Source organism: Leisingera sp. XS_AS12, assembly GCF_041224635.1.
Taxonomy (GTDB): domain Bacteria; phylum Pseudomonadota; class Alphaproteobacteria; order Rhodobacterales; family Rhodobacteraceae; genus Leisingera.
In genome coordinates this window covers 1-22,495 of the sequence record NZ_JBGFGM010000122.1, presented here as the reverse complement: position 1 = coordinate 22,495, position 22,495 = coordinate 1, and the positions used below count along the sequence as shown (strand labels likewise).

The following is a 22,495-nucleotide window of genomic DNA, read 5'->3' as shown; positions in this document are numbered from 1 at the left end:
CTCTTCCACGATTAGACTCCAAGGTTACGCGATGAAGAAACTTGCCCTCCTGATGGCCGTCCTCAGCATTTCGGCCTGCGCCACGACCACGCCGCTGCCGGATGTGAAAGGCTCGGTCGTCCGGCCCCTGAACCCGACCAAATGGGATTATCAGGCCGCTGTCCTCGAAAAACAGAAGGAAATCGGCGTTACGCCCCAGATCGCGGACACGCGGGAGGGGGACGACGCATGACGGTATCGCAGGACAAGGACCTTGCCGCCTATCTGAAGGAGGCCCGCAGCTTCGATTATGACAGCCGCCTCGCCGCCGAACGCTCCAAGCGGACGGCCTGGATCATCGCCGGGGCCGCCAGCGTCATGGCGCTGACCAGCGTGGCCGCTGTCGGCTTCATGGCCCCGCTCAAGGAAGTGGTGCCCTTCGTCATCCGGGTCGATCAGGCCAGCGGCGTGCCCGAGGTCATGACCCGGCTGAGCGACGGCGAAACCACCTATGACGAGGCCGTCACCCGCTATTTCCTCGCCCGCTATGTCCGCGAACGTGAAGGATACACCTATGCCGAACGGGAGGCGATTTTCCACGAGGTCACGCTGATGTCCTCTCCCGAGGAACAGGTGCGCTTCTCGACCTATTACAACGGCTCCAACCCCAAGAGCCCGCAATACGCCTATGGCACCGACACCAAGGCCGAGATCAAGATCCGCTCGATCTCCTTCCTGAATGACGGGCTGGCCCAGGTCCGGTTCTACAAGACCGAGACCAACGAGCGGGAAAACCTGACGACGCAAAGCCTCTGGGTCTCGACCATCGGCTTCGACTTCGACGCAGATGCGGAGATCAGCACCGAGGATCGCACGATCAATCCCTTGGGCTTCATCGTCAGCACCTATCGGGCCGACCCGGAGGTGACGGAATGATCCTGCGTATAGCCCTCATCATCTGTCTGACGCTCAGCTCCGCCGCGCCTGCCTTGGCGCTCGACATCCCGAACCCGTCGCGCTCCGACAGCCGCGTCCGGTCCGTCAGCTACAACGAATGGGACGTGGTCCGTGTCGTCGGCACCCTGCGGACCTCCGTGCAGGTCGTCTTTGCCCAGACCGAGGAAATCATTGACGTGGGCAGCGGCGACACCGTCGCCTGGGAGATCGTGCCGCGCGGCAACATCCTCTATCTCAAGCCGCGCGAGGCCAACCCTCCGACCAACCTCCAGATCGCGACCATGCGCGAGGACGGCACCACCCGGACCTATTCCTTCGAGCTGATCGTCCGGGACGGCGCGATCACCAACAACTCCAAGGATGTCTATTTCCAGATCAGGTTCGCCTATCCGACCGACGAGGCCAACCGCCGCCGCGCAGAAGCCGCAGACCAGAAAGCCCGGGCGCAGGAAGAAGCAGCCAAGGCAAGGCTGGCGGAATCCGTGGCAACCTCCGGCTCGAAGAACTGGCGTTATCTGGTCGCCGGGTCGCATGACCTCCAGCCGTCGCAAGCCTACGACAACGGGGAAATGACGGTCCTGACCTTCTCGCGGATGAACCGGATGCCCTCGGTCTTTGTCGTGGACAGCACCGGCACCGAGCGCATGGCGAACACCACGGTCCGCAAGAACCAGATCATCGTGCATGACGTGGCCCCCGAAATGCGCCTGCGGCTCGGGAACCAGGTCACCGCAATCTACAACATGGGGCTGGGATCTTCTTCTGGTGGCTACACCGGCACCGGCACCACCAGCCGCTCCGTGCAGCGCGAAATCATCGGACAGTGATCATGACAACCGAAGAGCAAGCACCGCAGGACGGTGCACCCGAACCAATGGAAAACGGCATCGAGGGCGAGCGTGGTATCTCCTCGATCACCAGCGCGAAATCCGCCGGGCTGAACGAGAAGAACAAGAAATTCCTCGTAGCCGCTGGCCTTGTCTTTCTTGGCACGATGGCCTTCCTCCAATGGCCGTCCGACGAAGAGCCTGCGCCACCCGAAGAAACCGAGCGCCAGCAGACCACAATCCGGCCCGGTCAGAACTTCGAGCCTGCGGAACTGCCCCGAGAACAGGAGCAGCAGGCCCAGCCGGAGGTGGCGGACCCCGAACCCGACGCGCCGGTCGGCCCGATCGAGCGTGTGCGCCGGGAAGAACAGCTGGCCCCGGCGGAACCGAGCGAGGCCGAACAGCTTTACGAGTCCTCGAAGCGCGCGCCTGTCATGGCCTATCAGGGCAACCTGACGGGCCTTGCCGGATCGGCGGCCCAGGCAGGCACCGATGCCGGGGCCAATCTCTTCGGCGGCTCGGCCGAGGGCGCGGGCGGCAAGCTGACCGGGCTGGCGGCCGAGCTTGTCACTAGCGACCGGCAATCGGAAAAAGCAACCGTCCTCGCCCATCCGAACCTGACCGTGACGCAGGGCACGACGATCCCCTGTTCACTCGATACGGCGATGGACTCGACGGCCCCCGGCATGGTCCGCTGCACCGTGACCGACGATGTCTATTCGACCACGGGCGCGGTGATCCTACTGGATCGCGGCACCCGTATCGTCGGCGAGTACAAGGGCGGGATGCAGCGGGGCCGCAAGCGCCTCTTCGTGATCTGGACCCGTGCCGAAACACCGAACGGCGTGATCGTGAACCTGGGTTCGCCCGGTGCCGATGCCCTTGGTCGGACCGGCTTTGACGGCGACATCGACACTCAGTTCTGGACCCGCTTCGGTGGCACGATGATGCTGTCGATCATCGACGATGCCCTGATCGTCGCCACCACCTCCGGCGACGGCGATGATGACTCCTATGAGAACTCCCGCGCGGCGGCGCGCAGCCTCGCCCAGACAGAGCTGGAAAACACCATCGACGTGCCCGTGATCCTGCGGAAGAACCAGGGCGAAGAGGTCTCGGTCATGGTGGCCCGTGATCTCGATTTCTCCGGCGTCTACCGGCTGAAATGATGGAGAGGCCCATCCTGCCGCAAGACAGGCCCGTGCCCCCGGCACTGGCCTCTCACATGGCCCCGCTGTCGCCCTTCCTTGAACGCCACGACGTTCTGGAAATCTGCATCAACCGCCCCGGCGAGGTCTTCGTTGAATATGCCAACGGGACCTGGGAAAGGGTCGAACTGCCCGACCTGACCTATGCCTTCCTGACCGGCCTCGTCGCGACCGTGGGGACCTTCTCCCGACAGAAGGTCAACGAGACGACGCCGCTCCTCTCCGGCTCCCTGCCGCAGGGTGAGCGCATCCAGATCGTGCTGCCGCCTGCCGTCCCGGCGGGCACGGTCAGCATCACCATCCGCAAACCTGCGCAGCGGACCTTCACGCTCGACGAGCTTCTGGGTCAGGGCATGTTCGAAGGCGTCACAAACGCCCCCTCAGCCTTGTCTGGCGAGGATGAAGCCCTCCTCAGCCATCACCGCAACGGAGACTGGAAAGCCTTCCTGAACGCAGCCGTGCTAGCGAAGAAGAACATCCTGGTCTCCGGCTCCACCGGCTCGGGCAAGACGACCTTCTCGAAGGCGCTGATCCCGCTGATCCCGACCGATGAACGACTGATCACCATCGAGGACACCGTCGAGCTGGAGCTTCCGCAGCCCAACGTGGTTCGGATGATCTATTCCAAGGGTGGTCAAGGTGAGGCCAAGGTAACCGCCCGCGACCTGCTGGAAAGCGCGCTCCGGATGCGGCCCGACCGCATCTTCCTGCAGGAGCTTCGCGACGCCTCGGCCTTCTACTACCTGCGCAATGTCAACACCGGGCATGGCGGGTCGATCACCACCATCCACGCCGACTCCGCCACGCTTGCCTTTGAGCAACTAGCCCTTCTGGTGAAGGAGAGCGAAGCCGGGCGCGACCTCAAACGCGATGAGATCAAGGACATGCTCTACCAGATGGTCGACGTGGTCGTGCAGATCAAAAAGACCGCTGCCGGGCGCAGGGTCACCGAGGTCTATTTCGATCCCCGCAGAAAGCTTGGGGGTGCCGCATGATCGTCCAGAACTGGCATCGCCTTGGCACACCCGCGCGGGCTGCCGCCATCTCGGCCGCGGTCGTGTTCGCCGTAGCCGGGGGGCTCATCACCGCCGCTTATGTCATGCAGTGGGGGCTAAAGGTCCCGCTCCACCTGCCCCGCGACCTGTTGCTTTGGCCGCAGGCGGCGCTGGCCGGATACAGCGATCCCGAGACGGTCAAATGGATCAAGCTCTCGGGCTATGCCGGGCTGCTGCCGACGATCGTGATTGCCGCCGCGATCCTGAAAGCGCAGCCGAAGCCGGACGTGCATGGCCGCGCGGAGTTTGCACGCGCCCGCGACATCCGGCAGGCAGGTATGAGGTCGAAGGCCGGTCTGATCGCGGGCTTCACCGGCTCCCTGCCCTCCCGCCACTATGGCAAGCCGGTCGACAGATGGGGCCGCGCAACCGAGCAAGGCGGCGCGGTCAAGATCCAGAAAGCCGGACATCTGACCCCCAAAAACTTGCTGATGTATGGCGGCGACGAACACGTCCTGCTCTATGCCCCGACCCGCTCAGGAAAGGGCGTCGGCGTGGTGATCCCGAACCTTCTCAACTGGCCGGACTCTGCCGTGGTCCTGGACATCAAGAAGGAAAACTGGACCCTGACAGCAGGCTTCCGCAAGGCAGGCGGCCAAGAAGTGTTCCTGTTCGATCCCCTCGATCCGGGCGGTCGCACGCATCGCTGGAACCCGCTCTCGACGGTTCGTCGCGGCACGGATTACCAGATCGAGGATCTTCAGCGGCTGGCCGACCTGTTCATTCCGGTGGCCTCGAAAGACCCGTTCTTCGACCGGGCGGCACAGACGGCCTTTGTCGGCGTCGGCGGCTATCTGGCCGAGACGCCGGAACGGCCCTTCACCTTGGGGGAAATCTACCGCCAGCTCACCCTGACCCCGGACTTCGTCCAGACCTTTCAGAAACGGATCGAGGACAGGAAGGCCTCGGGCCGTCCGCTGTCGCTTCAGACCGTCTCGACCCTCAACGACTTCCTCTCGAAGAGCGAGAACACCTTCGAGAGCGTGAAATCCACGATCACCGCCAACCTCGGCCTCTTCGCCAACCCGATGCTAGACCGGGCAACAGCCGCCTCGGATTTCGCCTTCGCCGATCTGCGCCGCAAGCGGATGACGATCTATGTCGGCATCACGCCCAACAACCTCGGTCGCCTCGGACCGCTGATGAACCTCTTCTTCCAGTCCTGCGTCGACGCGAACATGCAGGAGCTGCCCGAGCACAATCCAGCCCTGAAACACAAGATCCTGCTCTGCATGGACGAGTTCGCCTCGGTCGGGGAGCTTCCGGCCTTCAAGCGCGGCATCGGCTATTTCGCGGGCTACGGGATGAAGGTGCTGACCATCGTCCAGACCCCGGCCCAGCTGGCCGACATCTACGGTCAGGACGGCGCCGATGCCTATATGGACAACTCCGGCGTCAGCATCGTCTTCACCCCGAAGGGGGTGAAAGAGGCGCGCAACCTCTCGGAACGGCTCGGCACGCATGGCGTGGAGGCCCGCAGCGAGTCCAAGTCCAAATACCTTGCCAACCGCAAGGGCACGACCGTCAGCCACAGCGAACAGAAGCGCTCCCTCATGCTGCCGCAGGAGCTTCTGCAAATGGACCAGAGCGAGGCACTGGTCTTCGTCGCCGGACACCCACCGATCCGGGCGAAGAAGATCAGGTTCTATGCCGAAGCGGCGCTTCTCGAACGCTCCAAGGTGCCGCCGCCCGTGGTCCCCAAGATCGACCGCCATGCCCTAGCGGAGGCCGTGGCCTCCCTGAGAAACGAGAATGCGATGCTGCGAGAAAGCGTCTCCACCCTTCAAACCAACTTCGACAAGCTGGCCGGTCTGAAAGCCTTCCAGGCCGCGAACGTCGCCAATGGCGAACCTGCCGAAGTGCCGATGACCGACGAGGAGATCACCAACCCCGACGGCATCTCCTTCGACCGGCTGGCTCTCAGCGGGCAGAAGGCACAGGCGAAAATCAAGGAGCTGAACAAGGCCGGACAGGTCGGAACACGCAAGGGCGCGGCGGACATCCTCGCCGCCCTCGGCTGTGACGTCGCCCCCGCCAAAGCCGAAAGGAAACGGAATGCCTGAGACGGATAAGAGCACGAGCTTCACGCTCTCCTACGCTCATAACGACAAGGAAGAGCGCTTTGCCTCGGCCGCCGCCGCAGGGCGTGCCTTCGCGGATGCCGACGCCAGCCAGCGCCCTAGCGTGATCGAGGCCACGGACAAAAGCGCGCGCACCGTCGCCCGCACGGTCACCATCGGCACGGACATCCAGAAGTCCGTGCCCACGCTCGACAGCGTTCGCAAGGATCTCACCGACCTCAACCGCGATGGCGCAGCCCCTTCCCGCATGACGCAGACCAACATGGACTTCTGGACCGGCTATCATGATCGGGTCGCGGAGAAGGCCAGCCCGGAAAAGCAGCCCAAGGATCAGGGTTCGATCTCGCCAAGTGAGAGACAGAAGGCCAAACCGGATCAGGATCACTTTGACCTGCCTACCAGCTACCACGACAGGTTTCTTGTCACGAAGGCGAAGGGTCAGCAGGACCTGTACCGATCCTATGATGACGCCCGACCTGCGATCATCGACAGGGGAGACCAGCTCAGCACCCGAAATGCGGATCGCGGAACAGCTATGGACATGATCGAGCTGGCCTCGCATCGCGGCTGGCAGAGCCTGAAAGCGAAAGGGCCGGAGGAGTTCCGGCGCGAGATGTGGATCGAAGGCACTGCCCAGGGCCTGAAGGTTCAGGGCTACCGCCCCACGGAGAAGGATCAGGAGGAGGCCAACCGCCGATCGCAAATGATCGGAGAACGTGCCATCGAACGGACGGACCGTGCCGCCCAACCCGCCAATGCCAAGACGACCGACCGCGAAGACCAGCAGGCCGCGCCGCGCCACAGCTATTCTGACGGTATCTCCGGCAAGATCACCGACATCGGCACCGCCCCCTATCGCAACCGCGAAGGGGCTGATCCCGTGCCCTTCGTCGCTCTGACCAGCAAGGCTGGCAAGGACGAGCACATCTGGAGCGTCACCCTGCCCGCCGCGCTCGAAAAGCATGACCTGAAGGTCGGCGACCGCGCGACCTTCTTCTCTCCCGGCGTCGAGCCCGTGACCTACAAGACCAAGGATCAAAAGACGGGAGAAGAAGTCGACCGCCAGGGACACCGCCGCCTCTGGGACGCCAAGGACATCGAGCGCCAAGCACAGCCGCAACGCGCGGCACGGGGCAAATCTGCCGCGAAGGCAACCACCGAGGAGACGCCGATGGCAAACAAACAGCGCGAGCAGGACACCAAATCCGATCGGCTCGAAGACCGCATCAAGCGATACGAACCGGGCGACCATGCCGCCAAAGGTCCGGCCAGCGTTCTGGCTCACATGGACGCGCAGCTCCGAGCTGAAGGGGTTTCGGAGAAGGACCGAGAGACCGCCCGCGATCACGCCGCCAAGCTGCTATCCCAAGGGATGAGGGCGGGAAGACAGGTTCCCGTCCAGAAACTCGCAAACGTCACCAAGGAACAGGAGGCTCAAGTGCGTGGAGCTATCGCCAATGAGGTGAGACCTACTCCTGAACGTCAGATGTCAGATCAGACCAAAGGCAGCCACTCAAGATAGCGCCTAGAGGCAGGAATGCGGACATTTCCGTCGTTTGCCGCAGCGATCCGATCTGTGTCGCGATTGCGAGACGTTTTACCGGAAGGGCCGATGTTGTTGAAAAAATCGGCTGAAATCGTCGATTTTGGAGCTCGTCGTCGCTGAGCCAAGCCGTTGCATTCACGCGATCGCCCGTTCCTCTGCCTCAAGGCGGTATGATGGCCGTTCAGCTCATTCTGCGACCTCCTGTTTGATGCTTCGCGGGCGGAGTGAGACATGCTCTGGCGTGGGCGGCTCAGACCAAGGAAATTGCAGTATTGGGCTGGGGAACTCGCTTAGGGGCCGGAACCTCGAAACGAACAACGCCCCGGTCCCGCATGTCTATGAGGACCTTGTTCAGATGCGTGCGACGGATCGGAACTTGCTCCATCGCCCGATTGAAAATCGGCCCGGGAAACGCCTGCATTCTGCCTTGCAGGAAGTCGACGATGATCTCCTCGGCCCGCGCTCTGTTCGCTTTGCAGCCGACACCTTTCTGTTCCTGCTGAAACGCCGCAATGTCAGCAGACGAGAACAAACTCACCTGCGGGCTGTCCCCTTCTCGAAGGTTGTGCCGCAGCTCCAACTCCTGTTTCTCGACCTTTTCCTGAACGTCGCGGAAGACCTCCAACCCGGACGGGCTGTGCGTTCCGAGTATGAGGCGCATCTTCACCCGCTCGCGCCTCGGTACCATAATCGAGAAATCTGGCAGGTATGATGCCACCTTGTTTGCGCGCATCGTGGCTTTCATCAAATGCAGCATCTTCCGCTCGTTGCTCCATTCGACTGGTAGGCGCGCAAACTCGTCAGCCCATTTGGCATCGGCGAGGAACCGACCGAACGATGCTGCCACCTCGTGATACTCTGCATGTCGGTTGATGTGGTCCGACATGAAATTCAGCATGAACTCGCCGTTCTGTTTGCGCAAAAAGCCAAACACCTCCTCGTTGCGGATGTTCCATCCGGTCGGGTCTATGAAGGTGAACGTGAAGCCGTCGGTCAGCTTGGCGGCGATGGCATTGAGGTTATCTTCGAATGCGCCTTCGAAAACGTGTATCTCGAACCGCCCTTTCGAAGCGGCGTATTCCCGAAGGCGCGCAACTGCCTCTGGGCGCTGTTCGCAGAAACAGAAGCGTATTTTCAACCCACCTACACCGCGCTTTCCGAGATCGGCGCGAACGGCTTCCAGCGTGTTGATTGCCTGATCGAACGAAGCGTCTGAGTATTTGGCGTCATCTGATACGCGCCAAGGTCCGGCAAAGGCATCCACGAAATTGAATGTCGGAGAATGGCCTTGTAACGTCTTGTAAGCCGCTGCTTGAAGGTACTTCGTTAGGAATTGGTGCTTGATGAACGACTGTTCGCGGTCGCGGTAAAGGTCTAAATCTGCTGCCATTCGTTTCTTTCGCTATTGCAATTCCGCCATGATCGCCTTCGGTACGATCTGCCACGGGAACCCGTTCCATTCTTCGCCTTCGAGCAGACGACCGCCGGATTTCGGGCGCGCACCGCCCCACTGTTTGAAGAAGAACGCCACGTCGTATCGCTCGCAGGCGACGCGCAATTCGGTCGCCCAAGCCGCTTCCATAGGACGCGCACCCGGACCGCTCTCGCCGCCGACAATCGCCCAGGCGACCCCGCTCAGGTCGACCTCGCCAATCCGGCCAAGCAGCGGTTCGAATGAGATGAAGCGCGCGTCTGAGTTGATCTGCCGAAGGTGTTCGATCCGCCCTTTGTGGGTGGCATCTTCGACGGATACGCCGAGCCAAATGTGTGTCGGCACTCGCCCGCCGTCGTAGCGGCGGCGCACGTAGTTGCGCATCAGCGACGACCGTTTTGTCAGCACCTGATAGACGTGCCAGTCTGCGGCTTCCATCGCATCGAATACTCGGTCGATGAACTCACGCGGAATGTCTTTATGGAACAGATCGCTCATCGAGTTGACGAAGATCATGCGCGGCTTCTTCCAGAGCGCGGGCTGCCCGAGGCGCGATGGCCAGAGGCGCATGTCAAAGCCTTGTTCGTATGGATGCCCTTCGATGCCGCGCCAACGTTCCGCGAACCTTTCTGCGTAACAGTGGTCGCAGCCGGGACCGACTTTCGTGCATCCCGTCACGGGATTCCACGTCGCGTCGGTCCATTCGATTTCAGATTTCTGTGCCATCCTGCTCAACCTATTATTCTGCGACCAGCATTACACTGAAGTAGACAAACGATGAACAGCTATCCGTTCACTTGGCTGGGTCCAAAGCGGACTTTGTTGGATAAGTTCAGAGCGACAACTTCGTCCGCAGTGCGGGCCTCAAGCTGGAAGGCGATGCTGTGCATTGCCACCAAGAACCGGTTTGGGGAAGCCGCGTTGCGGCGATGGACAATGAACGCACGGCAGGTGAGGGCCGAATTTCCGGTGCGGATTCTCTACACCTGCAAAATGCTGCGTCAGCTGGTCGCCACAGATCACTCGAACGGCCGGTTTTGAAGTTTGCGAGGCCGTTGAAGGGTTTTGGCCCTCGCACACCGGAACAGCATCTATCGTTGACGACCGCCCCTGTCAGGGCTCCCCTTCGACAGATCCTGCTCATGTTCTGGACTATCGACCGCGTTTCCACGTCCGCGCGGTACGGAGCGCGTGGCACTATGCCCCGTCAGAGACCGGGCGATCTCGGCGCGTTGCGTCGTCGTCTCAGTCAGTCGCGCCGCAAACCGTTTGGTTTCCCGCGCAAGGTCACGGTCCCTCGGGTCGGTTGATCCGGCCAAGATCGTCGCAGCCTGGTCATAGGTCGCCATCACCCTGTTGCGCCGCGCGATCAACGCGTCATCCCATGCCTTCTGCGGCAAGCGCCCGCCGTTGTCTTCGAGATCGCGCAGAACTTGGCGTATCTTCCGAGCATCGGCCAAGGGCTTACCGCCCCGTTGCCTGATCTTGTAGACCGGCGTCATCTCTCCCCGGCGCGTCACACCTCGGGCATGTCGAGGGGTGGATTCCGCTTCGATCCCGCGCGTCCGTAGCTTCTCCGCAAACGTGTCTCGCAGGCGTTGTAGATCGGCTTTCCGCAAGTTCAGCTTCTGACCGTCTTCGCCAACGGTGCGCAGCGTCAGGTGCACATGGGGGTGATGCGTATCCGTGTGCAGGGCCATCGCATAGTCGTGCCGCCCTTGGAACTCCTGCCTTGCCAGCGCCCTGACCGCGTCTTTCACCGCTTCCGCATTTGCCGTGCCGGGCATCGAGAACACGATACTGGTCGTGATCCTCGTCCGGTCAGTCGCGGAGCCTTCGCGGTGATCCTCGTCGTGCTTCTCCATCCATTCGCGATAGATCACACCGACCTGCTGCCGCCCCGAAAAGGTCTCGCCCCGGTCGTTCTCGACCTCGATCTTTCCATTCCGGCTGATGTAGGCGAGATGCTCTGAGGCCCTGACCGCTTCCGATGCTCGGGTGACCTTGATCGGATTGCCGGACTTGTCGTTCTTGGCGGGCTTGGACACCTTCACCATGACTTCCGGCGCACCTTTGACGACACGGGCCAGCCGCGCCTTGTCTGCCGCTGAGATGGTCTGCGCTTGGGCAGCGGAACGATCCGGCTGTTCAGCACCAGCCTTAGGTTTTCGAGGACCGCTGCCGACTGATCCTCCTGCCGGTTTGTTCAGCTCCTTGTTGGCCGATGACGACCAACAGTCCTGAAACCCCAACTCCGACTTGAAGTCGCTCATGGCTGTTCACCTTCCCCGGACTGGAACTGAAAGCGGCCCTCCGCATAGACGCTCAACGCCATGCGTAATTTCGCGATGTCCTGGCGCAAGCCCTCGACTTCAGCTTTTGTCAGATCCGCACCGGCACCCGTCAGGACACCTCGGTTCAGTGCGTAGGCAATCTGGTTGGCATTGACGGCCAAGCCGCGAAGCTGACGGTAGGCGGCACGGACTCCCCGCCTCTCGCCCGACACCATCTGCGGTGCATTTCGCATCCGGGCCGACAGCAGAACCGCTGCCCAGGTCGATGCCGTGACACCTTGGGAGCGCGCCTCCCCTTCCAGGTCCTGCCGCACATCAGCAGCCAGGCGAACCGTTACCTTGCCCTCCCGCCGGGCGCGGGAAAGCGGGCGGCGCGGCTGAACGGGAGCTTCTTCTCCATCCAGCGCCAGATCAATCAAACGCCCTAAAAGGACTGACACAGTCTGTCCTTCCGAAGCGGCCAAAGCCTCAAGCTGGGCATGGCGCTCCGGAGGCAGATACGTCTTGGCGGCTTTCTTCTGTGTGGGCATTTTTAACTCAAAAGTAGGCTACTTGCTGGCGATTAGCCTATCCTGCATTAGTCAAAATCCCAACCCTAAACGTGGTCCGGGACCACGTTTTCCGCGCCCATCGTTTGGTCGCTCGAAACGGAGCAACGCGCTCGAAATGTGGTCCCGGACCACATCGAAAAGCCGAACCCGACGCGGCAACCAAAGAAAAACGCACCGTCCGCAGGCGGTGCGTCTCAGTTCTTCAGGTCTGATTTTCGAGGGCTAGCCCCAAAGGAAAAGCAGCCGATTGCGCGGCGTGACGCGGAAGACAAGGCTATCGAGATAGAAGGACAAAGCGCTCAGGATGACAAAGACACCAGCCATCAGAACCGGAGCAATGAGCCGATAGACGAACGGGATCTGATCTACCGCTTCGACGCCGTAGCCGGTGAAGATCATGACGGCTCCGGCCACAGCGGCAACCAGATGCAGGACCATCAGCACCGTGAGCAACGCCTGAACAGGCGTGCGGATCAGCAGCATTGCATTCCAGAGCGCGATCTTCACCATCTCCCGTCCTCCTCAGTCCCGCAGCAGCTCCACCAGCTCGACCTCGGCCAACAGCACTTCTGCCACCCGGTCATCCTCCTCGAAGCGAATGAGAACAGACTTACTGTTCGAGGCAGGCTGATCAAGCAAGGCTCGTCCAAGTTGCCCGCCGTGGCGGACCAGAAGAGTCGGAGACGCGGTTGCAGCGCGAGGCCGGGGCGATTGCGGAGAAGCGACCGTAGGCGCTTCACCCGGCTCGTCCCCCTGCCCTGCTACATCCGCAATCTCGACGTTTGCATCGGGAGTGTCCTTCGGACCCTCAGCGTGAGGTGCCTCGGGTGCGGGTTGAACCGAAGTCCCCACTTCGGGCGCGGCTCCTTTCCCGTCGATTTCCCCGCGCAGACGCTCGACCGTCACGCGGGAAATATCACTCGCCTCGGTCTCGCTGAGAAACTGCCGAACGGCGGCCTCGTCCTTCTTCCAGAGCGCGTTCAAATCCGACAGGGCGCGGATGGGTGCGTTCTGTGCGGCCGCGTCGCGCAACTCATCCGGCATCTTGGCCAGAGCCGCGAAACGGGACACCTCCCCTTCATTCCAGCCAAGCGCCTCGGCAATCGCGCTGCGCGACTGCCCTGCGGCCCGCATTGCAGCAACGGCCTCGGCCACCTCCAAGGTCGTCAGATCAGCCCGCTGAACGTTCTCGGTCAGCTGCGCCATCCGGAGCGCATCGGTCATCTCACGAACGACTGCGGGGATCTTGGTAAGACCCGCCAGCTTTGCGGCTTGGAAGCGCCGCTCACCCATGATCAGCATGTGCTTCCCGGCATCATCGGCAGGCTGCACCGTGATCGCCTGAAGCACCCCTTGGGTCCGGATGCTCTCCGCCAGAGACGCCAGCTGATCCTGGTCGAAGTGGCGACGGGGCTGTTCCGGGTCCGGCATGATATCATCGAGCGGGATTTCACGTTGCCCGGCCTGCGCCGGTTTGTTCTTCCGCGTCAGGGCCGACAGATCGCCGCTCTTCTTGAGGCGATCCAGCGTCTGCATCGTGCTGCCAAACTTCTTCTCGGCCATGGCTTAATCCTCCTTCTCGACGGTCTCGATGAACCAGTCGAAGAACTCACCGAACTCGACGGCTGCATCCTTGCCGCTGGCAGTCGGCACCTCGAAAACCGGAATGCCTTCCGCCTCAGCCGTCTCATAGCCGACGCGGTTGCGGATCGCATGAGGCACCAGAAGGTTGGAGTAGGACTCGGCAACAGCTTGCAGGGTCTCGCGCTCGTTCTGCTTCACCGCATCGAAGCGGGACGGCAGCAGGCCAAGGAACTGGATGCCTTCGTTGATCTCCTGGACCTGCACGAAGGCTTTCAGAACGCCCTCGACCCCGTCCAGAGAAAACCGCTTCAACTCGATGGGCGACAGCATGAAGTCTGCCGTCAGAAGCGCCCCGTAGACCAGCGCCGAGAATGTCGGCGGCGTATCAATGACGCAGAAATCCGCGCCCTCAAGCCCGTCAAGCGCCGCCACGGTGCTTTGCAGAACCGCATCGTCGGAGCTGACCGGAACGTCTCGATCCCCTTCGATCAGCACAACTTCACCAGGATCGACAGAGAAGCTCGGGGCCTCACCGCTCTCGATCATCTGCAACGCGTTCCCGACCACCCGCTTGCCGTTCAAGGCGCTGGTCAGGTTGCGCTGCCCATCTAGGTCAACGGCGATGACGGAATAGCCTGCGCGACCGAGGTAGAAGGCGATCTGGGTCGCAACGGTCGTCTTGCCGACACCGCCCTTGTTATTCGCGATTACGATCGTCTTCACGGCCTGCTCCTTCCTCGTTGGTCTGTTGAGCGATGCCCCATTGCTTGAGCGCATCGAGGACGATTTCGCCCATTGTTGTTTCTCGTTCGAAGGCCTCGCGCTTGAGCGCGCGATGCACGTCGACCGGCATATTCATGGAAAACATGCGTGTTGGGTTGCTCATATACCTCTCCGCAAGATGCACCGGATTTCCGGCCGACATAAGCGCGGCGCCCTGATCCTGGGCGACTGACCTCGGCCACTTGCGGCCGCGGCGAGACGCATGTCTCGGCGCGGCAAATTTTCTTGGCCCAGGCCGCGTGCCTGTAATGACATACATACAGCCATACATAAGTACATTTTTCAAACAGAAAGAGGCCCGCATCTGCGCGCCCCTTTCAAGGTGTTGCCGATGTGCTCAGGCGGCGATCTCGCTTGCGCCTCCAGCGGCGGCGGCCTCCAGCACAAAATCTGCGGCCTTCTGCGCAGCGCTTGCGGCCTTGAAGATCGCGCGCTTGTCCTCTTTCAATACCCCGAGCCAGCTATCGAGATAGGATGCGGCTTCGTCGATGGTCGGCTCTACGCCAATGCGCGCCCCAAGGAAGCAGCTGCCGATTTCCGCAATCAGCTCCTCGCGGGCATAATCTGCTTTCGTGCTTCCCATCTTGAAGCGGTCCAGCCGCGACCGATGGCCTGTCCAATGCGTGACTTCATGGCAAAGCGTCGCCGTGTAGTGCTGCGCGGAAATGAAGGCGGACACGGGCGGCATCTGGATACGGTCCTCCGCGGGGACATAGCACGCCCTTGCACCGCCATGTGTGACGCGGGCACCGACCGCTTGAAAGAACGCGTCGACCTCCGGCAGGGGCCGGGTGCCAAGATCCTCCTGAACCTCGGGGCGGCGGTAGAACTCTTCCGGCAAGCCCTCAATCTGGTCGGCGTTGAAAACACGATAGGCGCGGGCATAGGGGATCGCGACCGCCTCGCCATCGTCATTCTCCCGCTCGACGGTCCCGTATTTCACCACGGTCGACGACTTCTGGCCCTTGCGCACATGCGCGCCCAACTCCTTCGCCTGCTTGAAGGTGAACCAATGCGCCGAGCCGAACCCGTTGGCATGGGCTGCAAGCCACAGCATCAGAACATTGATCCCGCGATAGGGTTCGCCATTCGACCGCAACGGGAACGAGACGCCTTGTTCCCCGCCGGACCAAGGTTTGCGCCAAGGCGAAACGCCCGCTTCCATCGCCTCGATGATCTGGTTGGTGACGTGCTGGTAGATGTCGAAATCCGATTTTGCCATTTGTGGCCTCCTTCAAAGTGAGACGGGGAGGCTTGGTGCCCTCCTTCCGCCGATGGGCTGCGCCTCGGCCACCTGATCTGACCGAAAACGCATGTTTTCGGCGGAACAGAGTGGGGGAGGGCGAAGCCCGACCCACGGGCCTGAACCGGACAGTCAAAGGATCGGAGACGAGGTTGGTGCGGCCCGCAGGCCGTAGGCCGAGGACACGGCCTCGTTGGAGACGACGCGCCTGCGCGGCGCTTGTCTTTTGACTTTCCGGGTCAGGTCTGTTGGGCGGACCAAGAAAGAGAAAAAAGCCAGGACGGGGGTGAGCGGGCGTAGCCCGTCGATCCCCTGGCCTGACCTCTGATTGGATGTGACCCGCGCAAGCTGCGTGGGTCTCTTCTGTTTTCTAGGAAAAGGGCAGGGGCTTAAGGCGCGCCCTTGGGACCGTCAGCCCTTCTCGGGCGGCCGATCGAGGTTGCGCGCATAGCTAACCTCGACCTTCAGGAAGCCGGGGACGCTGAGCGCAATGGAGATCTTGAGGTTCGCTTTTGTGGTGAGGCTTCGCAGGATTGAGCGCAGACGGGCGATGATCTTGTTCATTGTGGTGCTCCTTTCGGTGTTGGACGATTTCGGGAGATCACCGCGACGGCCCAGATCGGACGGGTGCACCGCTTGCGGTCGCAACGAAGCGAAGCGCAGTGGAGAAGGGCTTGCCCTTGCACCAGGACGAGGCCGGCGCACGCTCTCCCAAATAAATCGCCACACCGCGAAGGCGCTTCAGCGCAATGACGGATACTCAAAGCCGCGCGCCCATTCCTGCGTTGCCTCACCTCGAAGCGACCGCGAAATGCGGGCCAGACCTTTGGCCGAGACGGATGCGCCTGAACGACCATTCGGCCGCGCTGCGGGTTGGCTCGGAGAGACAATCCGCAACGCTTCAGGCCGAAGGGAGGGCAGGGGCGTCCGGCTCGGGGTGGAGACCGGCCCTGCCGGTCGGAACCTCGGCACGCGGTCCCGCGTCTGCGCGGGATTCGCCCTGCTCAAACGTTCCGCCGCGGTTTCCCACAGGCCCCTCTCTCGATACTTGACGTCTCGTTCGGGGCCTGCTCCGGCCTGAAACTCTGCTCCCAAGGTCGCTACATTTCAGGCTGGAAAACCGCTCAGCCCCAACCGCTCGCCAAAGCCCTTCCTGCCGGAAAATGTGGTCCGGGACCACATTTGGAATTTGCCGCAAGATCCAAAATTGCGCGCAAAAGGGGAACTGTCACGCCCCCAGAAGGCCGCGACACATTCAAAAACGTATCTTCTTTCAAGACGTTGCCATGACGCGGATTGGCGTCTTTCCGCGCAAGGTTCGAACAGCAAGGTTCAACCACAGACTGTTTCAAAGTAGCAATTACGGGCTTGGTTCTTGGTGGGTGAATGACCGCGACGACCGTTTCCTTGAAGGCTTTGAAGAGGCTCAGGAAATTGAAGTCATGGGCTCCCGACCGGGAGCAGGCACCCCGTTCTCAGCCAACCGCTTCCCCCAAGCGGCGAGCCGACACGACCTGTTGTGCCGCCGGTCTCTGATCCTGTGGCGCGACACAGACGGACCAAGAAGGAGGTACAAATGGCCCAAACAAGCGAGGCTGTCCGACAACCGAAGCGCGCCCTTTTGCTCGGCAGCAGGGTGCGCCAGTTCATCAAACGCGGTGGCCGCCTGCGCTACGAACCCCATAAAGACCCGGCGAACGGCAAGCTCGTCTGGGTGGTCATGGGCGTCTTCCCTGACAAGACGGAAGAGCCAGTGTTCACGACGACATCAGGCGAGCACAAGCACTTCCGCTCGGCAGATGCCATGATCCAGTATCACCGCCAGATGTGCCCGGATGAGGATGTTCTGATCGTTCCGATGCCCACGAGCCATTAGCTCACGGATTGGAATGGCCCTTCCTGGGGCCATTCCGCCGCGCCAGCGGCTCCCGCGCGGATAGCGCCAGTCCTGCCAGGGCGGGGCCTCGCGCCCTGACGTGGCAGGACATCAGAAGGCCCCAGCTACAAAAAGACCCCGCCGAAGCGGGGCCAGGTCGTCCTTCACCACAAAGAACTCTTTTCACTCCATGCCTTCGGGCAGCCATACTGCGATCTCGTCTGCCTGCGCGCCGGTGACCCCAAGAGCATTGCGCAGGTCGCGATCACCACGGAACAGGGCTTCGAGCTTCGCGGCCTTCTCGCCCTTTTTCAGCTTGTCGAAGCTGGTGGCAGTCGGATGATCCGCAGGCAGGTCCAGCAGATCGCGCCAGAGGTCCGACATGTAGGGGCCTCCCACGCGGCCAAAGAAGTTGGCTGCGGTCGGGGTCCAGACTTCGCGAGTGTTCGGCTGTGTCTCCTTCTCGATCAGCGCCATTAGCTTCTCATCACCGCCCCGAAGCTGCGCGGCAAGAAAGCGCACCAGTTCGCCGCGAATGTGATCCGCCCCTTTCTGACGGAACGCGCGGAAGCTCTTGCCAAGGTCCTTGCCATACATATCGCGCGGCGGGTTCTCGGTCAGGCGCTCGTCCAGCGCGTAGCCATCGGCCTCAGTCGTCGGCCAGTTGGGCACGTCCTCGACGGACAAGCCGAACGGCTTGGACCAATAGAGGTTGTGGCTGAGTTGGTAGGCCAGCAGGTCGATCAGCAGATCAGGGTCACGCAAGGCGGCATGTTGACGGGCACCGCGCGAGACGCGGCCAAGATCATCGCGGAGTTTCTGGGAAATCGGGCTCTTGGGCGCATCATCGGCGCTTTGCTGCGACTTCGCCAGAACGCCCGCCGCAACCGCCTCGGCCTTGTCGGCCTTGCGGATCAGGCCCTCATAGCTCTGCACCTCGCCGCGCGAGTCCACATAGATGATGACGCCGGAATGCGCGCGCTGCATCTCGGTGTAGTCGCCTTCCGTGATCGCATTGAGGGCGGCAAACTCTTCCTGCCCTGCCTCGTCCAGCGCGTTGGCTTCGGCCTGTTCCGTCAGTTCATCGAACCGCTCGGACTGCTCGGGGGAAAGCGTGCCTGTCACCCTGTGGATGCGCTCGAAACCGTTCTCTTGCAGGAACCAGTAGCCAAGATAATCGGCGTGGCTCACCTCAACCCACTTCCATCCGTCGCGCTTGTGGCTGTCCGCGACCTCGGCCAACCGATCTGCGAAAACCGCATCGAGAATGTCGGCATCATCCAGCAAGGTTTCTTCCGCGAAAAGATCACCGCCAACACGACCACCAGCGGCCTGATATGCCTCGATGCCCACGAATTTCGCGCGGCGGTCGGTGTCCTTCACGGCGTCGGGCTTCAACGCCTTCTTGATCTGATAGTCGGACAGGGTGTTGCCCCGGCACTGTTCCAGCACTTCAAGGCTCCGCGCCTCGTCGGTGCTGATCGTGAAACAGGCTGCGGCACTGAGGTTGATTTCATTTGCGGCCAGCGCGTCGATCACGGCTTCCGGCAGACCAGCCAGCGCGAGGCGGCGGTAGACACTTTTTTCAGTCACGGCGAAGGCGCGGGCAATCGCTGCTGGGGTAGCGCCATTCCGCTCCATCTTGCCATAGGCCCGGATTTCATCGGCGGGGTGAAGGTCGCGGCGGGCAGAGTTCTCGGCCACCGCCCACGCCTGCGCGGTGCTGTCATCGGGCGCTAGGCGGACCGGCGGATTTGCCAGTTCGGGGCGAACCTGGGCAAGATCGGCGTGGCGCTCGGCCAGCAGTTGCAGCGCCCGCAGCCGACGGCCACCAGCGACGATTTCGGCCCCGCCCTTACCGTCCATGATCCCGGCAAGGTTCTGGATTAGGCCAGCGGTCCAGATGCTTTCGGCCAGTTCCTCGACCTCGGCGGCGGGCACGTTCTGGCGCGGATTCATCGGAGAAAGAACCAGATTCGCCAGAGGGAAACGGGCTTCGTCGGCGGCGATCATGCTCTGTTTGGTCATTGGGACATTCCTTGTGGTGTGTTTAATTTGGTAAGGGGGCGTTAGCGGCCTCCTTCGGCCTATTCGTTTGGCCAGCTTCCGCGTGGGGTGGGGGAACTCTGCTGCCGATTTCAGAAGGACAGTTCCGCGTAGGATGCGGCGTCCTCGTAGCGGATGATCGGTTCGCCATGATCGGTGGTCCCGCCCCAGCACGGACCATTGAAGCCCGTGATTTTCGGCTGGCCCTGAAGCTCCGGGCGAGTGCGCGGGTTCGAGGAAAGGCCGGTGATGCTCGCGCCCATTTCCTCCGCCCATGCTTCGATGTTGTCGGGGAAAATGGTGGTCATGCCTTCCTCGGTCATAACGACAATCTCAAAAGCCATTTGTGGCCTCCTTTGTGGTGAGGACGGGGGGGCTTGGTGCCCTCCTTCCGCCGATGGGCTTGGCCTCGCCAATCTGATCTGACGAAAACCATGTTTTCGGCGGAACAGAGGGGGGAGGGCGAAGCCCGACCCACGGGCCTGACGCGGACAGTCAAAGGATCGGAGCCGGGGGGTGGTGCGGCCCGCAGCGCGCAGCGCGAGGACACGGCCCCCGGCGGAGACGACGCCGCAGGCGGCGCTTGTCTTTTGACTTTCCGGGGCAGGTCTGTTGGGCGGACAAAAAACAGGATCGTGCCAGGGCGGGGGTGAGCGGGCGCAGCCCGTCGATCCCCCGCCCTGTCTTCTGGATCAATGCGAGCCGCGCGCCTCGCGCGGCTCTCTCTGATCTTCGGATCGCCACCTAGTCGCGGCGAACCCGTATGATTTTGGTGTGAACGCGCGCCAAGCTGAATGTTTCGGGCGGCAGGGTTTCCAGATGTTCGGCCTCGGGATGCTCGAACGTCACGGGCACCAGCGCGACCAGCGTTGCTGGTTCGGCGTGACCGGCTCGACCAAGAAGGGAAAGCGCGGCGGCGATATGCTTCCGCACCTCGCGGAAGGGGGGATTCATGATGATCCGGGGGAACGCTGCGCGCCCCTTCACCTCGTCGGCGTAGTCGAGAAAACAGCCGTGAACCGTTGGGCCGATCTTGTGCACCATTGCCGCAAGCCGGTGGTGCCGTTCTATCATCGTCAGTTCGTGCGGGCTGTGCCCGGACGCCAGAAGCGCCCGCGCAAGCTGGCCGGTTCCGGCGCTCGGCTCAAGGGTGAGATAGTCGCCCTGGGGGCCGAGATAATCGACCATCCGCCCCGCTACATCGTCGGGAGTGACGTGGCATTCGGTGGCCCGGTCAACCGCGATGATTTCGGGAGCCTCGATCTGCGCCAACGGCGCGATGTCCCCGCGCTTGCGCACGGGGATCGTCAGGGGCTTGTTCGGACGGGAATAGATCGCCGGGCGGGTCACTGTGCCGCCTCCGTCTGGCGCAGGGCCTCGGGAATTTCGTGCTGCTTCTGGTCGGTGATGAAGATTGCCGCCCAACCAGCTTGATAGCGCGGTCCCTCGTGCTTCGGGTTCGGCGCAATCCGCACACGATATTCGCCGCAGGTCGAAAGCCGGGTTCCGCGCTGTTCGCTGTAGATCGCCGCATATTCGGCCTTCGTCAGCTCGACTTGCGGCAGCTCGTCAGCCTCCCGGCGATAGGAGTTCTGAACCGAGACTTTGCCACTCTTGGCTTTGAAATTGAGGATCGGCGGTTTCGCCGGTTTCTTGGCCGGAGGGACGTAGCCGCAGGACTGCATAAGGTCGCGCCACTCGTCGCCGGACAGTTCCAGCGCCTTGCCGTCTCCGATATGCAGGGGCAAGGGGGCCTCACATTCGACGGTGAAAAGGTCAGCGTCGACCTTTGCGCCCTTGGGCTTGTCGGCCCCATGCGCTCGAACAAACATCTGCAACAGGGTCTGGGTGATTTCGCCAGCGAAGCGCGGCACCTCGCCCAGCATTTCGCGCTCATAGCTCAAGCGGTTGAGCGTGTGGCTGATACAGCGGGCGCGGTTCGGCCCTTCAATGATCTGGCGGCAACCGTCCATGACAGCGGCCTTTGCCTCGAAAGCGTCAAGTTTGCCGCTCTCAACGTCGCCCCAAAGACCATAGCGCGCGAGCGATGCACCGTGACCGAGAAAAGCGGTGATCTGCTCGGCGGTCTGCATCTTCTCCCAAAGTTCGAGCGCCTTATGGGCAGAGTTGATCCCGCGTTGAAGGTCGCGGAGTTCGGCCAGAAGCTTTTCGATCCGGCGGGCGCGGACTCGCGGGTCATTCTTCCGGTTCGCGTGGCGCTCGACGCTCTCGGCCCGGAAGTGCCAATAGCCGATTGCCTTGTGCGCCTTGCTGGCCTTGTCCATGGCGCTGTGCATCCGCTCTTGCGTCTTGCGGGCCTTCCGCTCGGAATGGTGCCCGACAAGGATCGGCTGGCCCATGTAGAAGGCTTGCGACAGTTCGTCAGCGGCGCGGGAAAAGGCGGAAGCCTGCGCCGCGCGCTTGTCAGCGATACCGTCCAGGCGGTCGGCCTTCATCTGCGCGCGCTCGGCAAGGGTCATTTCCTCCGGCTCGATCTCGCCCGCCAGTTCCAGCGCCAAATCTTCGCGGGCACAGCTCCATGCAGGGGCAACGAAAAGCTCCTGCTTCGGTGCCCATTTGAAACCGGCCTCTTTCACGCGCTGGAAGGTCTCGGCATCAAGGCGGCTCGACGCATACAGGCGGAGCTTGTTGTCTTCGGGCGAGTAGGTCGCGGAAATCGTGGTCATCTGTCTTTTCCTTCGTGGTGAAGGCGGGGGGGCTTGGTGCCCTCCTTCCGCCGATGGGCTTGGCCTCGCCAATCTGATCTGACGAAAACCATGTTTTCGGCGGAACAGAGGGGGGAGGGCGAAGCCCGACCCACGGACCTGACACGGATGTTGAACGTCAGACGAAATTGACCTAGGCGTCATAAACTGACCCAATCCACTGTTTTTGCCGTGTGGCTTGTTGCGTTGATCTGACATTCCATTCGGAAAATCAGGGCTGATTTGCAGGTTCAGTCGGCGAAGCCGCCTGTTCCTGCTGATCTGCCACGTGGCGAACGCGGGAGGGGGCGAGGCAATGCTATTCGAC

Annotated in this window: 23 protein-coding genes; 9 read left to right on the top strand and 14 right to left on the bottom strand. The window is 62.1% G+C overall.

From position 1 onward, the window contains the following. Positions 1-31 precede the first annotated feature (31 nt). Genes AB9K35_RS20185 through AB9K35_RS20155 form a run of 7 tightly spaced genes read left to right on the top strand, consistent with a single transcriptional unit; the run spans position 32 to position 7,629 of the window. The gene (locus tag AB9K35_RS20185) at positions 32-232 is read left to right on the top strand and encodes a hypothetical protein (RefSeq protein ID WP_369928916.1); all 201 of its coding nucleotides are present in this window, start codon (positions 32-34) and stop codon (positions 230-232) included. Continuing rightward, positions 229-915: a virB8 family protein gene (locus AB9K35_RS20180; RefSeq protein WP_369928914.1), complete on the top strand. Its 687-nt coding sequence runs from the start codon at positions 229-231 to the stop codon at positions 913-915. Before AB9K35_RS20185 ends, AB9K35_RS20180 begins: the two co-directional genes overlap by 4 nt. Then, positions 912-1,763, top strand: a complete 852-nt coding sequence (virB9, locus tag AB9K35_RS20175; protein WP_369928912.1) for a P-type conjugative transfer protein VirB9 — start codon at positions 912-914, stop codon at positions 1,761-1,763. Before AB9K35_RS20180 ends, virB9 begins: the two co-directional genes overlap by 4 nt. Positions 1,764-1,765: 2 nt before the next feature. After that, complete coding sequence (virB10, locus tag AB9K35_RS20170; RefSeq protein ID WP_369928910.1) at positions 1,766-2,932, top strand: type IV secretion system protein VirB10; 1,167 nt, start codon at positions 1,766-1,768, stop codon at positions 2,930-2,932. 32 nt (positions 2,933-2,964) lie between these two features. Continuing rightward, on the top strand, positions 2,965-3,966 hold the full coding sequence (gene virB11 / locus AB9K35_RS20165; RefSeq protein ID WP_369928908.1) for a P-type DNA transfer ATPase VirB11: 1,002 nt from the start codon (positions 2,965-2,967) through the stop codon (positions 3,964-3,966). Beyond that, on the top strand, positions 3,963-6,089 hold the full coding sequence (locus AB9K35_RS20160) for a type IV secretory system conjugative DNA transfer family protein (protein WP_369928906.1): 2,127 nt from the start codon (positions 3,963-3,965) through the stop codon (positions 6,087-6,089). Before virB11 ends, AB9K35_RS20160 begins: the two co-directional genes overlap by 4 nt. Continuing rightward, positions 6,082-7,629, top strand: a complete 1,548-nt coding sequence (locus AB9K35_RS20155; RefSeq protein WP_369928904.1) for an LPD7 domain-containing protein — start codon at positions 6,082-6,084, stop codon at positions 7,627-7,629. The genes AB9K35_RS20160 and AB9K35_RS20155 overlap by 8 nt, the downstream gene beginning before the upstream one ends. A gap of 274 nt (positions 7,630-7,903) precedes the next feature. On the opposite strand, the gene tcmP is transcribed toward AB9K35_RS20155, so the two are convergent. Both tcmP and AB9K35_RS20145 read right to left on the bottom strand, forming a co-directional pair. Beyond that, positions 7,904-9,043, bottom strand: coding sequence for a three-Cys-motif partner protein TcmP (gene tcmP / locus AB9K35_RS20150; RefSeq protein ID WP_369928902.1), 1,140 nt, complete (start codon positions 9,041-9,043; stop codon positions 7,904-7,906). Between the two features lie 12 nt (positions 9,044-9,055). Beyond that, positions 9,056-9,811: a DUF5131 family protein gene (locus tag AB9K35_RS20145; protein WP_369928900.1), complete on the bottom strand. Its 756-nt coding sequence runs from the start codon at positions 9,809-9,811 to the stop codon at positions 9,056-9,058. Positions 9,812-9,862: 51 nt separating this feature from the next. On the opposite strand from AB9K35_RS20145, the gene AB9K35_RS20140 reads away from it, so the two are divergent. After that, positions 9,863-10,126 (top strand): hypothetical protein, encoded by a 264-nt coding sequence (locus tag AB9K35_RS20140; RefSeq protein WP_369928898.1) that lies wholly within the window; start codon positions 9,863-9,865, stop codon positions 10,124-10,126. Between the two features lie 50 nt (positions 10,127-10,176). Here AB9K35_RS20140 and AB9K35_RS20135 read toward each other — a convergent pair whose 3' ends face one another. The 8 genes from AB9K35_RS20135 to AB9K35_RS20100 all read right to left on the bottom strand — a co-directional run bounded on the left by AB9K35_RS20135 (position 10,177) and on the right by AB9K35_RS20100 (position 16,104). Continuing rightward, positions 10,177-11,358, bottom strand: a complete 1,182-nt coding sequence (locus AB9K35_RS20135) for a relaxase/mobilization nuclease domain-containing protein (RefSeq protein ID WP_369928896.1) — start codon at positions 11,356-11,358, stop codon at positions 10,177-10,179. Further along, positions 11,355-11,909: a hypothetical protein gene (locus AB9K35_RS20130; protein ID WP_369928894.1), complete on the bottom strand. Its 555-nt coding sequence runs from the start codon at positions 11,907-11,909 to the stop codon at positions 11,355-11,357. Before AB9K35_RS20130 ends, AB9K35_RS20135 begins: the two co-directional genes overlap by 4 nt. A gap of 243 nt (positions 11,910-12,152) precedes the next feature. Then, on the bottom strand, positions 12,153-12,440 hold the full coding sequence (locus AB9K35_RS20125) for a hypothetical protein (RefSeq protein ID WP_211785581.1): 288 nt from the start codon (positions 12,438-12,440) through the stop codon (positions 12,153-12,155). Positions 12,441-12,452: 12 nt separating this feature from the next. Then, positions 12,453-13,493: a ParB/RepB/Spo0J family partition protein gene (locus AB9K35_RS20120; RefSeq protein WP_369928890.1), complete on the bottom strand. Its 1,041-nt coding sequence runs from the start codon at positions 13,491-13,493 to the stop codon at positions 12,453-12,455. Positions 13,494-13,496: 3 nt separating this feature from the next. Continuing rightward, positions 13,497-14,237, bottom strand: coding sequence for a ParA family protein (locus tag AB9K35_RS20115; RefSeq protein ID WP_211785583.1), 741 nt, complete (start codon positions 14,235-14,237; stop codon positions 13,497-13,499). Next, positions 14,212-14,400 (bottom strand): hypothetical protein, encoded by a 189-nt coding sequence (locus AB9K35_RS20110; protein WP_146178904.1) that lies wholly within the window; start codon positions 14,398-14,400, stop codon positions 14,212-14,214. The genes AB9K35_RS20115 and AB9K35_RS20110 overlap by 26 nt, the downstream gene beginning before the upstream one ends. Before the next feature lie 234 nt (positions 14,401-14,634). Further along, entirely contained in the window at positions 14,635-15,519 is an 885-nt protein-coding gene (locus AB9K35_RS20105; RefSeq protein WP_369928887.1) for an ArdC family protein, read from the bottom strand. A gap of 432 nt (positions 15,520-15,951) precedes the next feature. Beyond that, positions 15,952-16,104 carry a hypothetical protein gene (locus AB9K35_RS20100; protein WP_369928885.1) on the bottom strand — a complete coding sequence of 51 codons (153 nt, stop codon included), beginning with the start codon at positions 16,102-16,104 and terminating at the stop codon, positions 15,952-15,954. Between the two features lie 1,012 nt (positions 16,105-17,116). On the opposite strand from AB9K35_RS20100, the gene AB9K35_RS20095 reads away from it, so the two are divergent. Then, positions 17,117-17,416: a hypothetical protein gene (locus AB9K35_RS20095; RefSeq protein WP_369928883.1), complete on the top strand. Its 300-nt coding sequence runs from the start codon at positions 17,117-17,119 to the stop codon at positions 17,414-17,416. A 183-nt stretch (positions 17,417-17,599) separates the two neighbouring features. On the opposite strand, the gene AB9K35_RS20090 is transcribed toward AB9K35_RS20095, so the two are convergent. From AB9K35_RS20090 to AB9K35_RS20075, 4 genes are all read right to left on the bottom strand, one after another. Beyond that, positions 17,600-19,444 carry a ParB/RepB/Spo0J family partition protein gene (locus AB9K35_RS20090; protein ID WP_369928881.1) on the bottom strand — a complete coding sequence of 615 codons (1,845 nt, stop codon included), beginning with the start codon at positions 19,442-19,444 and terminating at the stop codon, positions 17,600-17,602. A 110-nt stretch (positions 19,445-19,554) separates the two neighbouring features. Further along, complete coding sequence (locus tag AB9K35_RS20085; protein WP_369928879.1) at positions 19,555-19,806, bottom strand: hypothetical protein; 252 nt, start codon at positions 19,804-19,806, stop codon at positions 19,555-19,557. Positions 19,807-20,206: 400 nt separating this feature from the next. Then, entirely contained in the window at positions 20,207-20,812 is a 606-nt protein-coding gene (locus AB9K35_RS20080; protein WP_369928877.1) for a hypothetical protein, read from the bottom strand. Continuing rightward, positions 20,809-22,149, bottom strand: coding sequence for a DUF3560 domain-containing protein (locus AB9K35_RS20075; protein ID WP_369928875.1), 1,341 nt, complete (start codon positions 22,147-22,149; stop codon positions 20,809-20,811). The genes AB9K35_RS20080 and AB9K35_RS20075 overlap by 4 nt, the downstream gene beginning before the upstream one ends. Positions 22,150-22,495: the final 346 nt, after the last annotated feature.

Coding starts and splice junctions, on each gene's coding strand:
- AB9K35_RS20140 (WP_369928898.1), top strand. CDS start 9,863: ATGAACAGCTATCCGTTCACTTGGCTGGGTCCAAAGCGGACTTTGTTG.
- AB9K35_RS20085 (WP_369928879.1), bottom strand. CDS start 19,806: ATGGCTTTTGAGATTGTCGTTATGACCGAGGAAGGCATGACCACCATT.
- AB9K35_RS20095 (WP_369928883.1), top strand. CDS start 17,117: ATGGCCCAAACAAGCGAGGCTGTCCGACAACCGAAGCGCGCCCTTTTG.
- virB9 (WP_369928912.1), top strand. CDS start 912: ATGATCCTGCGTATAGCCCTCATCATCTGTCTGACGCTCAGCTCCGCC.
- AB9K35_RS20120 (WP_369928890.1), bottom strand. CDS start 13,493: ATGGCCGAGAAGAAGTTTGGCAGCACGATGCAGACGCTGGATCGCCTC.
- AB9K35_RS20125 (WP_211785581.1), bottom strand. CDS start 12,440: ATGGTGAAGATCGCGCTCTGGAATGCAATGCTGCTGATCCGCACGCCT.
- AB9K35_RS20090 (WP_369928881.1), bottom strand. CDS start 19,444: ATGACCAAACAGAGCATGATCGCCGCCGACGAAGCCCGTTTCCCTCTG.
- AB9K35_RS20155 (WP_369928904.1), top strand. CDS start 6,082: ATGCCTGAGACGGATAAGAGCACGAGCTTCACGCTCTCCTACGCTCAT.
- AB9K35_RS20130 (WP_369928894.1), bottom strand. CDS start 11,909: ATGCCCACACAGAAGAAAGCCGCCAAGACGTATCTGCCTCCGGAGCGC.
- AB9K35_RS20105 (WP_369928887.1), bottom strand. CDS start 15,519: ATGGCAAAATCGGATTTCGACATCTACCAGCACGTCACCAACCAGATC.
- AB9K35_RS20110 (WP_146178904.1), bottom strand. CDS start 14,400: ATGAGCAACCCAACACGCATGTTTTCCATGAATATGCCGGTCGACGTG.
- AB9K35_RS20145 (WP_369928900.1), bottom strand. CDS start 9,811: ATGGCACAGAAATCTGAAATCGAATGGACCGACGCGACGTGGAATCCC.
- AB9K35_RS20075 (WP_369928875.1), bottom strand. CDS start 22,149: ATGACCACGATTTCCGCGACCTACTCGCCCGAAGACAACAAGCTCCGC.
- AB9K35_RS20185 (WP_369928916.1), top strand. CDS start 32: ATGAAGAAACTTGCCCTCCTGATGGCCGTCCTCAGCATTTCGGCCTGC.
- AB9K35_RS20135 (WP_369928896.1), bottom strand. CDS start 11,358: ATGAGCGACTTCAAGTCGGAGTTGGGGTTTCAGGACTGTTGGTCGTCA.
- AB9K35_RS20100 (WP_369928885.1), bottom strand. CDS start 16,104: ATGAACAAGATCATCGCCCGTCTGCGCTCAATCCTGCGAAGCCTCACC.
- AB9K35_RS20160 (WP_369928906.1), top strand. CDS start 3,963: ATGATCGTCCAGAACTGGCATCGCCTTGGCACACCCGCGCGGGCTGCC.
- tcmP (WP_369928902.1), bottom strand. CDS start 9,043: ATGGCAGCAGATTTAGACCTTTACCGCGACCGCGAACAGTCGTTCATC.
- AB9K35_RS20180 (WP_369928914.1), top strand. CDS start 229: ATGACGGTATCGCAGGACAAGGACCTTGCCGCCTATCTGAAGGAGGCC.
- virB10 (WP_369928910.1), top strand. CDS start 1,766: ATGACAACCGAAGAGCAAGCACCGCAGGACGGTGCACCCGAACCAATG.